The sequence below is a fragment of the Sulfurimonas hydrogeniphila genome (genome assembly GCF_009068765.1).
Lineage (GTDB): Bacteria > Campylobacterota > Campylobacteria > Campylobacterales > Sulfurimonadaceae > Sulfurimonas > Sulfurimonas hydrogeniphila.
The window spans coordinates 1198359-1211490 of record NZ_CP035534.1; the positions used below are offsets into that span (position 1 = coordinate 1198359).

Consider the following 13132-nt stretch of genomic DNA (forward strand, 5'->3'; position numbering starts at 1 on the left):
TTCTTTATTGTCTATGCTTTATAAATTTTTACAGCACATTTTTTAAAGTCTGTCTGTTTTGACATAGGACAGGTTTGATCCAATGTTACTTTATTGATAAACACACGCTCATCAAACCACGGAACAAATACCAAAGGTTTTGGCGGTCTGTTACGTCCACGCGTCTCAACACGAGCTCTTACTCTACCACGACGAGATTCAACCCAGCATAAATCATTGTCTTTGAGTCCTCTTTCCTCAGCGGCTTTAGGATTCATATAGACAAGCGCTTCAGGAACAGCACGGTACAACTCAGGCACACGCATCGTCATTGTTCCAGAGTGCCAGTGCTCAAGCACACGTCCTGTACACAACCATAAATCATAATTTTCATCCGGCATTTCCGGCGGATCCATATACGGACGGGCAAAGATTTTTGCTTTGTCTGTTAACGGTTTTTTCTTTTTGTCTTGTACACCTGTTAAATTACCGTGTGGTAATGCTTTGGCAAGTGGACCGTAGAATGCAAATTCACTGCCTCTTCCGTTTTCTTTTGCATGTTTTGCCGCATATGGATCAAATTTTACATTAAATCTCCATGCAGTCTCTTTGCCATTAACAACTGGCCATTTAAGACCACGAACTTTATGGTAGGTAACAAAGTCTGCCAAGTCATGCCCATGACCTCTACCAAATGATGCATATTCTTCCCAAAGGTACTGGTGAATCATAAAGCCGTAGCCTTTGAAAACTTTACCGTCACTTCCGACAATATTTCTTGCATCACCGAGACATTCTGAATTGTCATACCCTTTTTGTGGAAACTGATCCAATGCCAACGGATAGTTTTTCTTCGCTCTTTCATTTGCATATAGAATTTCATACATAGTCGTATCTGGTTTATACCCCATTGCATAGGCTTTTTCTCTTACATCAGGAAGTTTTTTACCGTTTCTCAGTGTATAAGGCCCCCACAGATCATCTACCGTAAATCTTTTTGAAAGCTCTACCCACTGCCAGGTATCACTCATCGCATCACCTACAGGAAGAACCTGTTGTCTCCAGTGCTGTGAACGGCGTTCTGCATTTCCGTATGCACCCCATTTTTCATAAATCATAGCAGACGGCAAAATCAAATCAGATACCATTGCAGATATACCCGGATACCCGTCTGATGTTACGATGAAGTTATCCATCTCACGAGCCGCTTTAATCCAGTGTTTTGCATTGGCACTGTCTTGATATGCATTACACACATTCACCCATGCGAATTTTACAACACCGTCTTCAATATCTCTGTGAATTTTCATAATATGCTGATTTCCGACAGGATTCAGTGTTCCTGCAGGAATATGCCAGCCTTTCTCTGTAATAGCTCTGTGCTTTGGATTTTTTACCATCATATCTGCAGGCAGTCTGTGTGCAAACGTACCGACTTCACGAGCAGTACCACAAGCCGAAGGCTGTCCAGTTAATGAGAATGCTCCAGAGCCAGGACGTGCCTGTTTGTTTAACATAAAGTGAACATTGTATGAAAGTGTATTGTCCCATGTTCCACGTGTATGTTGATTCATACCCATTGTCCAGAAACTGACAACTTTTCTGTCTTTTTCAATGTAAAGCGCTGCCAAATCCTGCAACTTTTTCTTAAAGCTGTCAAGTGATTCTTCAGGATCACCTTTACAAAGTTTTGCCGTATACTCCAATGTATATGGTTCTAAAGATTTTTTATACTCTTCAAAAGAAATTTCCCAGTGTTTTAAAGTACCGGCAGTGTTTTTCATAGTATCACCGGCTTTATAACCATATGGTTCTAACGCAGGACCTTCTAATTCTGAGACAACCTTACTCATCTCTTTATTGTAAATTTCCATCTCTTTTGCATCATATTTTCCGGCACTGCCGTCAGGTCTTACCGGAGTAACAGATTTTTCACCTGCACGTCTGAAACCGTATCCGATATTTACAGGACCTGCTGCAAAGATAATATTTTTCTTGATGAAATCCCAGTCAATGGCTTCTGGATGGTTGTACACAATCTCACGAGCAAGATAGTTCCATAATGCAAGGTCAGTGTTTGGTCTAAAAATAATGTTAAAGTCACCCAAATCGCAGGTACGGTGTGTATAGGTCTGAATATTGACCACTTTTACACGTTCAGGGTCTGAAAGTTTTCTGTCTGTTACACGAGACCATAAAATCGGGTGCATTTCCGCCATGTTTGAACCCCAGGTTACGATTGTATCTGTCAATTCAATATCATCATAACAACCTGATGGCTCATCTATACCGAATGTCTGGTAAAAACCGACAACAGCAGATGCCATACAGTGACGGGCATTCGGGTCAATCGCATTGGATCTGAATCCGCCTTTCATCATTTTTTGGGCAGCATATCCTTCCATAATTGTATACTGTCCAGAAGCAAATACAGCTACCCCTTCAGGACCTTTTTCTTTGAGTGCTTTTCTGATGTTTTTTTCCATCTCATCATACGCTCGTTTCCATGAAACCGGTGCGAATTTCCCTTTTTTGTCAAATTCGCCTTTGTCATTTACACGAAGAAGCGGCTGTGTCAGTCTGTCCGCACCATACATGATTTTCGCATTAAAGTAACCTTTAATACAGTTAAGACCACGATTAACCGGCGCAGCAGGATCCCCTTTGACCGCAACAATTTTTCTATCTTTACCATCTCCCGTAGTTGCGAGCATAATCCCGCAACCGGTACCACAGAAACGACAAGCTGCCTTGTCCCATCTCCAATTATTTTCAGCTTTCGCTGCTGCTGCATTCAGTTCTGCTGGTACAGTCATACCAATAGCTGCTGCTGCAGAAGCTGCCGCTGAACTTTTAAGAAATTCTCTTCTTGAAAGTGACATATTTTCTCCTCACTATTTTTAAAAGTAGTTAAACACTTTACAATGTTCTCAACATATTTACTAACGTTTTTATAATAGCATTGAAAAAATTATAAATGATTGATTTAAATCAAGAATTTAAGAAAAGCAAAAGACATTGATATACATGAGTATATTTGTAACATAAATAAAAAATATTATTTGGAGTTATATTTTGCTATTGTATCTCCAAACTTTACTTTGTCATTTTCTTTGACTAAAAGTTTTAGCATATCTTCTTCGGCCAATATGACAATGGTAGAGCCCATTTCAAAACAGCCAAAATCTTCACCTTTGTCAAGATAAAGGTTTTCAAACTCATACACCTGTTCCTCTTGTACATCTGCATTTGTCTGTATACGCGTCTCAAAACTTATTTTCATAACGCCGACATTCAATGCACTCACAAGGATAATGTAAAAATATTTTCCTTCTTGTGTCTTACACAGCAGCACAACTCTCTCATTTTCTATAAAAAGATTCAAACGTTTTTTCAACGAAGGGATATTAACAGGATAAAATTTTCCCGGAATGTGTACAGCTTTAAGTACCTGCAGATTCATCGGAATATGATACCGATGATAGTCTTTTGGAGAAAGATAAAAATTTACAAATTCTCCGTTATGCACATAATCTTTTTCTGCCTGTGTAAAATTTTTTCCAAGCAAATTATCAGTTTTATAGCGCATGCCTTTGATTTGTAAAGCATAATCGTCAATAAGTCTGCCGCACTCCGTAATCAAAGAATCACAGGGTGCAATAAAATCTTCTGCATTCAAAGAAAATTTTCTTGGCTCTTTGAGTCTTCTTGTAAAGAGCGCGTTCAGACTCTTATAGGTACCCGGGTCATGGAATTCACTCATATCGAGTCCCATCAGTTTTACATAGGAATAGTTTACAATTTTTTGAAACCAGTGCGGAAATTCTTTATTTGCAAATTTACCGAACAGCTGGGATACGGCTGATGTGATATGTCTCTTATTCATTTATTTTCCTTTTGGCAATTTCTTCTATTAAAACTGTGGCATACGAACCTTTAGGGAGTGTGAAGTTCATTTCATACTGTGCTTCGTGTTTGTTGAAACGCCCTTCTATCTCCGTTGGAAAGACCCAGGCATAGCGCCTGGCCCCGTCAGCATTGATTTCATCATCATAGTCTTTTTCAATGTCTCCTGCAATTTCTGTGGCATGGCGTACTTTTTTCCCGCACAAAAGTCCTGTAACAGAGATGTCGCGTGCATTAAATCTTTCTAAATCTTCTTTTGCGCCTTCAAAGTCAAAAAGTCTTCCGTGCGGATAGTGTTCCATAACATCACCGCTGATAAGTTTAAAAGGATGCTTCTGCTCTTTCATCTTTTTGACTTCTTCGTTTGGCATGTTTAACAAACTCTCGATCTCTTCAGCCTTAAAACTGTTCACAAGCGTATTGATCTCAAGTCTTCTAGAGAGCCAAAGATTAAACAGATGACTCTGATAAGCATTTATAAGGAGACGTTTGACTCTGGGATTACGCTCTCTTGCCTCTCCTTTTGCCAACTTTTCTCCCAGAATATGGTTATCTCCGTCATTTCCGAATCTTTGATACCCGAAAAAATTCGGCAACCCGAATTTTTCTATATTTTTTAATGCTTCATCAATTTTTTCAGCACTTGTAGGATTGACCTTTTTCAGCTTAATATAAAAACGATTGCCTTTTAGATGCCCTATTCTCAACTTGTTGTTATGGTATGTTTTTGAAAGAATTTTTATTCCGTCAAAATTGAAATTTTCCAAAGCCTCTTCATGTTTTTTATGCAAAGAGATATACTGCACTGTCATCGCATTTTTATCCTTAAGCCCGGCATAGCCTATTTCTTTGTTTTTTATACCCAGATAACGGGCAATTTGTCCTATCATTTCATTTGTAGAGAGGTTCTTCTTTCTTACCTGCAGTATTAAATGCTCCCCTTCTCCCGAAAATTCATATAAAGGTATCTCCTCAACTACAAAATCACGGGGAGTCTGTTTAAAGTGAAAATCAATACTTGCATGTGCAAGTGAATAAAATCTGTCCATATTTCTCTGTTCCTTAAAAATGATGTGCTTTACATCTGTTTGTATATTTGTTTCTTACAGCTTTTGCAAAAACTGTCAGTTTTGTTCTGGTTTGTCTGGCATACATTTTGATTTTTTTGAGATCCCTTGCATCAAAAGCAATCAGCATTTCATACTCTTCCCCGCTACATGCAATATGCTTAGGTATTTTTTTTATAAACTGCACGCCTGTTTTGTTCAGTGATGCAATTTTACCCAAATCACTGCATAAACCATCCGATATATCCATACCCGCTTTTAAAACATTTATACTTTTGGTGACAAAATCATTTCTTAATCTGATATGAACAAATTTTGATTTTCTGTGGATTTTCCCCAGGTTTTGCAGTTTTTTCAAATCTTTTGCCGAGCGCCCAAGCTCCCCGGTAAAAGCAAAAAGATAATTTTCTCTGACTCTGGTGCGCAAGAGTGGCTTTTTTGTTTTGGAAATAACGGTTACAGTGATATCAAGCTTTGTATTGCTGATTGTATCACCGCCGATAATTTCTATATTGTACTGCTTTGCGACTGATTTAAATCCGTCAGCCAAATCTTTCATTTCTGCTTTTGTCATATTCTTTGGCATTGCAACACTTAACAGTGCATATTTCGGCACAGCATTCATTGCAACCGCATCAGAAATATTTACAAGCATTGCTTTTTGGGCAATTTGGAAACAACTCATCCAGCTGCGTTTAAAATGCACGTTTTCAAAAAATGCATCTTTGGAATAGACAATATTGTCAATCAATGCACCGTCGTCACCAATGTGTTTACTGTTAAATTGTGATATAAAATAATTTTCTAAATTCAATAAGACTTCTTTTTATTAAGCATATATTAATTACTGCCGATATAGAATATAACGCCATTATAACATTATTAGGAAAAACATACTATGAAATATTCTATTAAAAGAATTTTTGAACACTTAAAATTTTATCTGCTTTTTATCTTCTTTTTGGCGTCTTTGGCTGTTTTGCTTACATTTGAAGAACAACTCTCTTTTGATAAAGTCAATAATTTGAACAATCAAAAAAAGATTATTCAAACACTCACACACTTGGATACGGACGATATAGAACTGGCACTTATACAGTTTAACGGAAAAAGCACACAGCTGCATCAAGAAATCGACAAACTGAAAATGCTTTATAAATACAACATTACAGACAGATATATACTGAGAAATGAGAAAGAGTATTTTGATGACTTACAAAGACTTTCTGTACTAACTGACAAATTTAACAATGCGGCACATAAATATTATGTCGGATCAAAAAATAAAAAACTTGCAAAAGAAGCAAAAGCAGAATTAGACAGATCACTGAATGAAATAATACAGCAGATAGATACTATGCTGTTTAAAAGTCTAACCTATAATCAGCAAAAATTTGATATTATAAAAATCCTGGTAATTATCACTTTCTTTCTTATTTTATTTGCAACATTTTGGTACAGAAAAATGCTGACGGCCATTTTACAGGATATTGAGTACCTGTTTCAGGTTGATAAAACTAAAAGCGATTATGAAATTTTTTCACTCGAGGCTGACGCTATTGCACTGAGGATGAACAGAAAAACTGTTGTTCAGAACAACCCCAGCATGCTTGATCCTGTAACAGAAATAAACAACTACAAAGGTCTTGTAAACTCTTATGGAGCAAAAAAAGGACTCAAAGACAGCAACTTTACAGCTGTTACTGTTCTTGAGGTGGATAATTTTTCAAAATCCAACAGAGCCTTTACCCAGGAAGTCACACAGGCAATACTGCGTAAAGTTGCTTACACTGTTTCTTTGCATGAGCAACCCATAGATGTCATCGCGAGAACAGACTACAATCAATTTACAGTCGTTCTTTCACGCTCATCGAAAGAACAGCTTTTCAAAGATATGGAAATAATACGAGAGAGTATTTCTGAACTCAAATTTAATGCACCTGGTCACGGTCCTATACATATAACTGTAACAGGCGGATTTGTCATCAAACCGAACAACACTTCACTTGAAGAGGCAATAAAACAGGCAAAGGAAATTTTAGAATATGCAAAAACAACAGGGAACAATAGAATTTTCCAACTAAGAGACTTAGCCCAAAGAGAGATGTAAAGAGTCACATGTCTCAAATAGTAACAAACACAAACTTCACAAAAACAAATACTGCATTTAACCTAGCCTAAGACTATTCACGCTATAATCAGCATTATTTTAGTTCTTTATTGAAGGATGGGTTAATGAGTATTCCTATTTATACTTACGATGCGATTATAGTTGGTGCAGGCCTTGCAGGATGTGCAGCAGCAAGAGAATTGCAAAATGCAGGAAAAAAAGTTGCTGTTATAACAAAGGTACATCCTTTGAGAAGTCACTCCGGTGCAGCTCAAGGTGGAATCAACGCAGCATTTAGTGATGAAGACAGTGTTGAACTTCATGAATTTGACACTGTAAAAGGATCTGACTATCTGGCAGACCAGGACGCCGTAGAATTTATGTGTAAAAATGCACCTGAAACAATCAGATGGGCAGAGAGAATGGGTGCTGCTTTTAGCAGAAAACCTGACGGTAAAATTGCACAGCGCCCTTTTGGAGGACAATCATCACCTCGTGCATGTTTTGCAAAAGACAGAACAGGGTTAACACTTTTACAAACAGTATATGAACAGGCGTATCGTGTCGGTGTAAAATTTTGGGATGAATGGTATGCAGCTGATATCATCTATAAAGACGGCAAAGTATCAGGTGTCGTTGCCTATAATATTCGTGATATGCAAATGGCTGTTTTTAATGCAAAAACTGTCATGTTTGCAACAGGCGGGTATGCCCGTGCCTATAAAATCAACTCAAATGCCCATGCAAATACAGGTGACGGACTCTCAATTGTAGCCCGTCACGGTCTTCCTCTTGAAGATATGGAATTTGTTCAGTTTCACCCATCAGGACTTTCCGGAAACGGTGTTTTAATTTCTGAAGCAGCTCGTGGTGAGGGTGGCCGTCTTTATAACTCCAAAGGCGAACGATTTATGGAGAAATATGCTCCAAACGCTCTTGAACTTGCATCACGTGATGTTGTTGCGCGTGCAATTTTAAATGAGATCAGAGAAGGCCGTGGTGTCGGACCGAGAAAAGATGCTGTATATCTTGACGTAACACATCTTGGGAAAGAACTTATTATGAATAAACTTCCTGAACTTCGTGAACTTGCGATGACATTTTTAGGCCTTGATATGATAAAAGAGCCTATTTTGATTTCTGCTACGGCACACTACTCTATGGGTGGTATTCCTGTAGATATTGACGGACATGCCCGTAAAAACAATGAAGAATTTATAGAAGGTTTTTATGCCGCAGGTGAGTGCTCTTGTGTATCAGTACACGGTGCAAACCGCCTGGGTGCAAATTCTGTGCTTGAAGCCCTTCTCTTTGGTCGTTTTGTCGGTAAAACAATGGTACGGGATGTAGATACTATTGAACTTCGCAAAGCAAGTGAAGAGGATGCGGCGACAGCACTCAAAGAAATTGAATTTTTACTCAATAATAACGGAAATGAAAGCGTGCCTGTCCTAAGAGAAGAGCTGCAACAGTGTATGACTGCAAATGCAGGTGCATTTAGAAGCAAAGAGACTTTGCAAATCGCAATTGACACAGTAAAAGAACTTCGTAAAAGATTTAAAAATGTACGTATAAAAGACAAGTCAAAAGTATTTAACACAGAGCTGCAGGAAGCTTTGGAGTTCGGGCATATGCTTGATTACTCTTTGTTTATTGTTGAGAGTGCTATTGCCAGAGAAGAGAGTCGCGGTGCACACTACAGAGAAGATTTTGAAAAACGTGATGATGAAAACTTTCTAAAACACACTATGGCATATATGGATGAGAATGGGAACATTACATTGGATTATATGGATGTTGTTCTTGGCAAACATGAACTCAAAGAAAGAAATTACTAAGGATAACTTATGAGTACAGAACATAAAATAACTACGCAAAAAGTAAACTTCAAAGTATTTCGCTTTAATGCTGATGAAGACTACCTTCCATATTATGAAAATTACGATATGGAAGTGACTTCTGAAGAAGTTGTATTGGATATACTAAACAGAATAAAATGGGATCATGACGGAAGTTTTTCATACAGAAGAAGCTGCCGTCACGGTATCTGCGGAACCTGTGCCATAAAAGTAAACGGAAGATCGACCCTTGCCTGTAAAGAGAGCATGAATGATATGGTAGAGCTTTTCGGCAATGAGCTTGTTATTGAACCACTGAGTAAAAAAAGAGCTGTCAAAGACATGATTATAGACAAAGGTGACTTCTGGGAAAAACACGCTGCTGTCACACCATACCTTGTTGCAGATATTGATGAAAATCCGGAGTCTGAAAACCTTGTATCACCTGAAGATGCCGAAAAACTTGACGAAGCAGATCTTTGTATCCAATGCGGTGCCTGTCACTATGCCTGTCCTGCCGTTGAAATCAATGAAGATTTCTTCGGTCCTGCCGCTTTTGCAGCAGCATATCGCTTCAGTGCCGATGTACGGGACAACTCAACATCAAGACTCGCAGATGTCAATGAAGAGAAACAGGGTGTCTGGGACTGTGTAAAATGTTTTGAATGTGCCGAAGCCTGTCCAAAAGAGATTAATCCTATTGGTAAAATTACAAAACTGCACCAAATGGCTTTCCAGGAAGGTATTGCCAAAAACAATGTTGCAGTTCGTCATGCCGTCGGCTTTAAAAAGTCAATTATGAAAAACGGTGTACTTGATGAAGGTGGACTTGTCCTCTACTCTGAAGGTCCGGCAATTGTTAAACATATACCTGTTGCATTTAAAATGTTTACAAAAGGTAAAATTGTTCCGCCGTGGGGTATCACAAAATCCCAAAATCTTGATGAGATTCAAAAACTTGTAAAATCTTCATCAACTGTAAAGTTTTAGGAGTGTAGCTAAAAGCTACTTTTTTACTAATAGTAAAAAACTTTAGTGATTGAATATTTATTGGACTTTGTTCAATAAATGTGAGAATGTAAGGAAATATAAATGGAAAAACTAAAATACGCACTTTTTACAGGATGTACTGCAAAACAAAGTACTCCTGAACAAATGATGTCAACTATGGCAGTTGCTGAAAAACTGGGAATAGAACTTGTGGAACTGACTGAGGCTTCATGTTGTGGCGCATCCCATCTTCAAGACTATGATGACTTTTTATCTTTGGTTTTAAATGCCAGAAACATTGCCTATGCTGAAAAACACGGGCTTACAATGGTTACTATCTGTAATACCTGTCAGCTCAATACTGCAATGACAAAGCACAGACTTGACAACAACGAAGAGCTCAAAGCAAAAGTCAATGAAAAACTTGCAGAAGTAGGTCTCGAGTATAAAGGTACTTCTGATGTTACACACTTTTTATATGCAATTATTGATGATTTTGGACTTGATAAACTCAAAGAGATGGTTGTTACACCGCTAAGTCAGTTTAATATTGCACCATTTTACGGTTGCCATAATATCCGCCCTTCAGAATTGCAAAACGAAACACATAAAACTGCTGAAAACCCTTATAATCCTACTTCACTTGATGACTTAATCATTGCCTGTGGCGGGGAGACTGTCGATTATGATGAAAAAAACAAATGCTGTGGTTTTCATGTTGAATTGCAGGCACCCCATACTGCAGCAGTTTTAACAGGAAATGCTATTGCCGGTGCGATGGATGGCAATGCCGACTGGATGGTAACACCATGTCCGCTTTGTCACCTTAAACTTGATACGCAGACTGCACATGCAAGTGAAGCGATCGGTCGTGAAGTAGAACTTCCTGTACTGCATATGCAGCAAATGGTTGGACTTGCACTTGGTTGTACTCCGGCTGAACTTGGTCTCAACCATCACTTGGCAAAAGTAGACTTTGTTTAAAAAAATTTCCTAAACTGCCTGGTTTAGGAAATTTACATTACATTGTATCACCGATATGCATTGCAGTCTCAGAATCCCATCGTGCTACATGTAAAACAATCCAGTGTTTGAATTCCTCTTCCAAAAAAGTCTGTATTGCCTGAGGGTCTTTGTTTTCATTCCACTCTTCTAACAAATCTTTTATTTTTCCTCTCATTGTGTCATGTTCGCTCTTATGCATTTGCATTGCATAAAAGTTACTCTCTTCCATCATATCTTCTTCTGTTGTGAAGTGGTCCTCAACATCAAACAAAACAACCTGAAAAAGTTCATCTATTTTTTTAATATCTTTGGCAAGTACCGCATCGTGAAAATTATTAATTATTTCTATCTCTTCTTCATGCAAAATATTCATCATTGCATTTGATACCTGTTGTACATCTTTTGATTCTATTAACATTTTAATCCCTTTTACTTTTATAAAAAAATATTATAACATTAGAGTATTCTTGTCAGATTGATTTACATCAACTTTTTTCTATTGTACTCTCAGACTTGTGCTATAATTTTGAAAAAAAAGTACAGGTCTTATATGTCAGATTCAATAGAAATAATATCATGGAATGTTAACGGAATACGTGCTGTAGCTAACAAAGAAGCGCTTAAATGGATAGATGAAAGAAGCACAGATATTTTATGCCTGCAAGAGATAAAAGCACAAAAAGAGCAAATTCCAGACAATCTGTTTGAAAAAGAGTTCACAGAAGTTGTCATTAATTCCGGAGAACGAAAAGGGTACAGCGGAACAGCCACTTTTAGTATGCTAAAGAGTGATTATACCTCACCATGTAATGACATTGATACAAAGCATGAAGGACGTATCATTGAGACACATTATGGAGATATCGTTCTTTTTAATGTTTATTTTCCAAACGGTCAGAAGGATGAAGAGCGTCTTGCCTATAAGATGAAATTTTATGATGATTTTTTAGCCTATTGTGAAAAGCTCAAAGATGAGGGAAAAAGTATTATTGTATGTGGAGATGTAAATACCGCACACCGTGAAATAGATTTGAAAAATCCAAAAGCAAATGCCAAGACATCCGGTTTTCTCCCAATAGAAAGAGAATGGATAGACAAATTTTTAGATCATGGATATATAGATACATTCAGATATGTCCATGGAGACAAAACAGACGCATACAGCTGGTGGTCCTACCGTTCCAATGCAAGAGTAAAAAATGTCGGCTGGCGCATTGATTATTTTTTCATATCTGAAGATTTGGCGGAAAATCTTGAAGATGCTTTTATTTTGGATTATATAGAAGGTTCAGACCACTGTCCTGTAGGCATTAAAATTGTTTTTTAATCATTGATCAGACTTCTGAAACTTTTAACTGATATACATTGAGTGTGTGTTTTTTATTTATATCTTCAAAAGTCTGACTGGGAGACAGGCCGACTATATTATGAAAGACTTTGTTTAAATGTGCATTGTCGTTATATATGTACTGGGTGTCATTGAATTTCTTTCCATCAGAAATATATTCCATAAAAATCTGATAAAACTTACAGACAAAAATAAATTTTTTGGGAGAAAGACCAATGAATTTTTTAAACTGACGCTCTATAGTACGCCGGCTGCAGGCAAACTCCTGTGCCAACTCTTCTACAGTCACTTCATAATTATACTCTTCAATTCTCTCCAAAATATCCTCTATAAATTCTCTAGAATTATTTTGGTCATTATACATTTGTAAAAAAGCATCATCCAGATAACAAATATCCTGCTCCATACTTTTATGCATATAGAGTTTGGAAAAGTATTTATTGATCACTGTGGTTTCAAGAGGAAGATAGTGGTTATAAAGAGAAGCAGCATCTTTTTTAAATAACTTATAGAAACCTATTGGCAAAAGTTCAGCGAGTATCATAACAGCAGGTTCAACCTGCGGAATGTTTTCTAAGTCCAAAATGCTTTTTTGGGATTTAGCCGTTTTTATACTTGCAAAATAACCTTTCGGAATCTGATATTTTTTATTATTAAGAAGTGAGTAGCCGGTAATACCTCTGTTAAAAACTATAAAGTTCCCGCCATTTGGCAGAAAAAGCATATCAGAGAGTAAAGTAAAATCATATATAACAACATAGCACTTAATTATGCTGCTGAGTTTGATATCTGGTAAAAATACTTCATACTTCATATATCACCAATTGGATTTTATTTAACCCATTGTATCAGAAGTAGGAAGGTTTTTACTTGTACTTATACGACATAA

11 protein-coding genes are annotated in these 13132 nt (G+C 37.3%); 5 read left to right on the forward strand and 6 right to left on the reverse strand.

Features of this window, described 5'->3' with window-relative positions:
• Positions 1-11: 11 nt before the first annotated feature.
• The 4 genes from napA to ETP70_RS06400 form a co-directional block, all read right to left on the reverse strand.
• Complete coding sequence (gene napA, locus ETP70_RS06385; RefSeq protein WP_151900397.1) at positions 12-2861, reverse strand: nitrate reductase catalytic subunit NapA; 2850 nt, start codon at positions 2859-2861, stop codon at positions 12-14.
• Positions 2862-3037: 176 nt separating this feature from the next.
• A complete protein-coding gene (locus ETP70_RS06390) occupies positions 3038-3865 on the reverse strand; it encodes a phosphatidylserine decarboxylase (protein ID WP_151900398.1) in 828 nt (275 codons plus the stop codon).
• Complete coding sequence (gene truD, locus ETP70_RS06395) at positions 3858-4934, reverse strand: tRNA pseudouridine(13) synthase TruD (RefSeq protein WP_151900399.1); 1077 nt, start codon at positions 4932-4934, stop codon at positions 3858-3860. Before truD ends, ETP70_RS06390 begins: the two co-directional genes overlap by 8 nt.
• 13 nt (positions 4935-4947) lie before the next feature.
• On the reverse strand, positions 4948-5766 hold the full coding sequence (locus ETP70_RS06400) for a thiamine-phosphate kinase (RefSeq protein ID WP_151900400.1): 819 nt from the start codon (positions 5764-5766) through the stop codon (positions 4948-4950).
• Between the two features lie 84 nt (positions 5767-5850).
• Here ETP70_RS06400 and ETP70_RS06405 point away from each other — a divergent pair, with 84 nt between their 5' ends.
• The 4 genes from ETP70_RS06405 to ETP70_RS06420 all read left to right on the forward strand — a co-directional run bounded on the left by ETP70_RS06405 (position 5851) and on the right by ETP70_RS06420 (position 10874).
• On the forward strand, positions 5851-7062 hold the full coding sequence (locus tag ETP70_RS06405) for a GGDEF domain-containing protein (protein ID WP_151900401.1): 1212 nt from the start codon (positions 5851-5853) through the stop codon (positions 7060-7062).
• A 125-nt stretch (positions 7063-7187) separates the two neighbouring features.
• The gene (gene sdhA / locus ETP70_RS06410; RefSeq protein ID WP_151900402.1) at positions 7188-8900 is read left to right on the forward strand and encodes a succinate dehydrogenase flavoprotein subunit; all 1713 of its coding nucleotides are present in this window, start codon (positions 7188-7190) and stop codon (positions 8898-8900) included.
• Positions 8901-8909: 9 nt separating this feature from the next.
• Positions 8910-9890 carry a succinate dehydrogenase/fumarate reductase iron-sulfur subunit gene (locus ETP70_RS06415; RefSeq protein WP_151900403.1) on the forward strand — a complete coding sequence of 327 codons (981 nt, stop codon included), beginning with the start codon at positions 8910-8912 and terminating at the stop codon, positions 9888-9890.
• 102 nt (positions 9891-9992) lie between these two features.
• On the forward strand, positions 9993-10874 hold the full coding sequence (locus ETP70_RS06420; RefSeq protein WP_151900404.1) for a CoB--CoM heterodisulfide reductase iron-sulfur subunit B family protein: 882 nt from the start codon (positions 9993-9995) through the stop codon (positions 10872-10874).
• A gap of 37 nt (positions 10875-10911) precedes the next feature.
• On the opposite strand, the gene ETP70_RS06425 is transcribed toward ETP70_RS06420, so the two are convergent.
• Complete coding sequence (locus tag ETP70_RS06425) at positions 10912-11313, reverse strand: hemerythrin family protein (protein ID WP_151900405.1); 402 nt, start codon at positions 11311-11313, stop codon at positions 10912-10914.
• Positions 11314-11445: 132 nt separating this feature from the next.
• Here ETP70_RS06425 and ETP70_RS06430 point away from each other — a divergent pair, with 132 nt between their 5' ends.
• A complete protein-coding gene (locus ETP70_RS06430) occupies positions 11446-12222 on the forward strand; it encodes an exodeoxyribonuclease III (RefSeq protein WP_151900406.1) in 777 nt (258 codons plus the stop codon).
• A gap of 7 nt (positions 12223-12229) precedes the next feature.
• Here ETP70_RS06430 and ETP70_RS06435 read toward each other — a convergent pair whose 3' ends face one another.
• Positions 12230-13057 carry a helix-turn-helix domain-containing protein gene (locus tag ETP70_RS06435; protein ID WP_151900407.1) on the reverse strand — a complete coding sequence of 276 codons (828 nt, stop codon included), beginning with the start codon at positions 13055-13057 and terminating at the stop codon, positions 12230-12232.
• Positions 13058-13132 lie beyond the last annotated feature (75 nt).

What these genes read in the sequence shown, in the direction of transcription:
- ETP70_RS06435 (WP_151900407.1), bottom strand. Translation starts at nt 13,057, where the DNA reads ATGAAGTATGAAGTATTTTTACCAGATATCAAACTCAGCAGCATAATT.
- ETP70_RS06405 (WP_151900401.1), top strand. Translation starts at nt 5,851, where the DNA reads ATGAAATATTCTATTAAAAGAATTTTTGAACACTTAAAATTTTATCTG.
- ETP70_RS06425 (WP_151900405.1), bottom strand. Translation starts at nt 11,313, where the DNA reads ATGTTAATAGAATCAAAAGATGTACAACAGGTATCAAATGCAATGATG.
- ETP70_RS06430 (WP_151900406.1), top strand. Translation starts at nt 11,446, where the DNA reads ATGTCAGATTCAATAGAAATAATATCATGGAATGTTAACGGAATACGT.
- ETP70_RS06390 (WP_151900398.1), bottom strand. Translation starts at nt 3,865, where the DNA reads ATGAATAAGAGACATATCACATCAGCCGTATCCCAGCTGTTCGGTAAA.
- ETP70_RS06415 (WP_151900403.1), top strand. Translation starts at nt 8,910, where the DNA reads ATGAGTACAGAACATAAAATAACTACGCAAAAAGTAAACTTCAAAGTA.
- ETP70_RS06420 (WP_151900404.1), top strand. Translation starts at nt 9,993, where the DNA reads ATGGAAAAACTAAAATACGCACTTTTTACAGGATGTACTGCAAAACAA.
- sdhA (WP_151900402.1), top strand. Translation starts at nt 7,188, where the DNA reads ATGAGTATTCCTATTTATACTTACGATGCGATTATAGTTGGTGCAGGC.
- truD (WP_151900399.1), bottom strand. Translation starts at nt 4,934, where the DNA reads ATGGACAGATTTTATTCACTTGCACATGCAAGTATTGATTTTCACTTT.
- napA (WP_151900397.1), bottom strand. Translation starts at nt 2,861, where the DNA reads ATGTCACTTTCAAGAAGAGAATTTCTTAAAAGTTCAGCGGCAGCTTCT.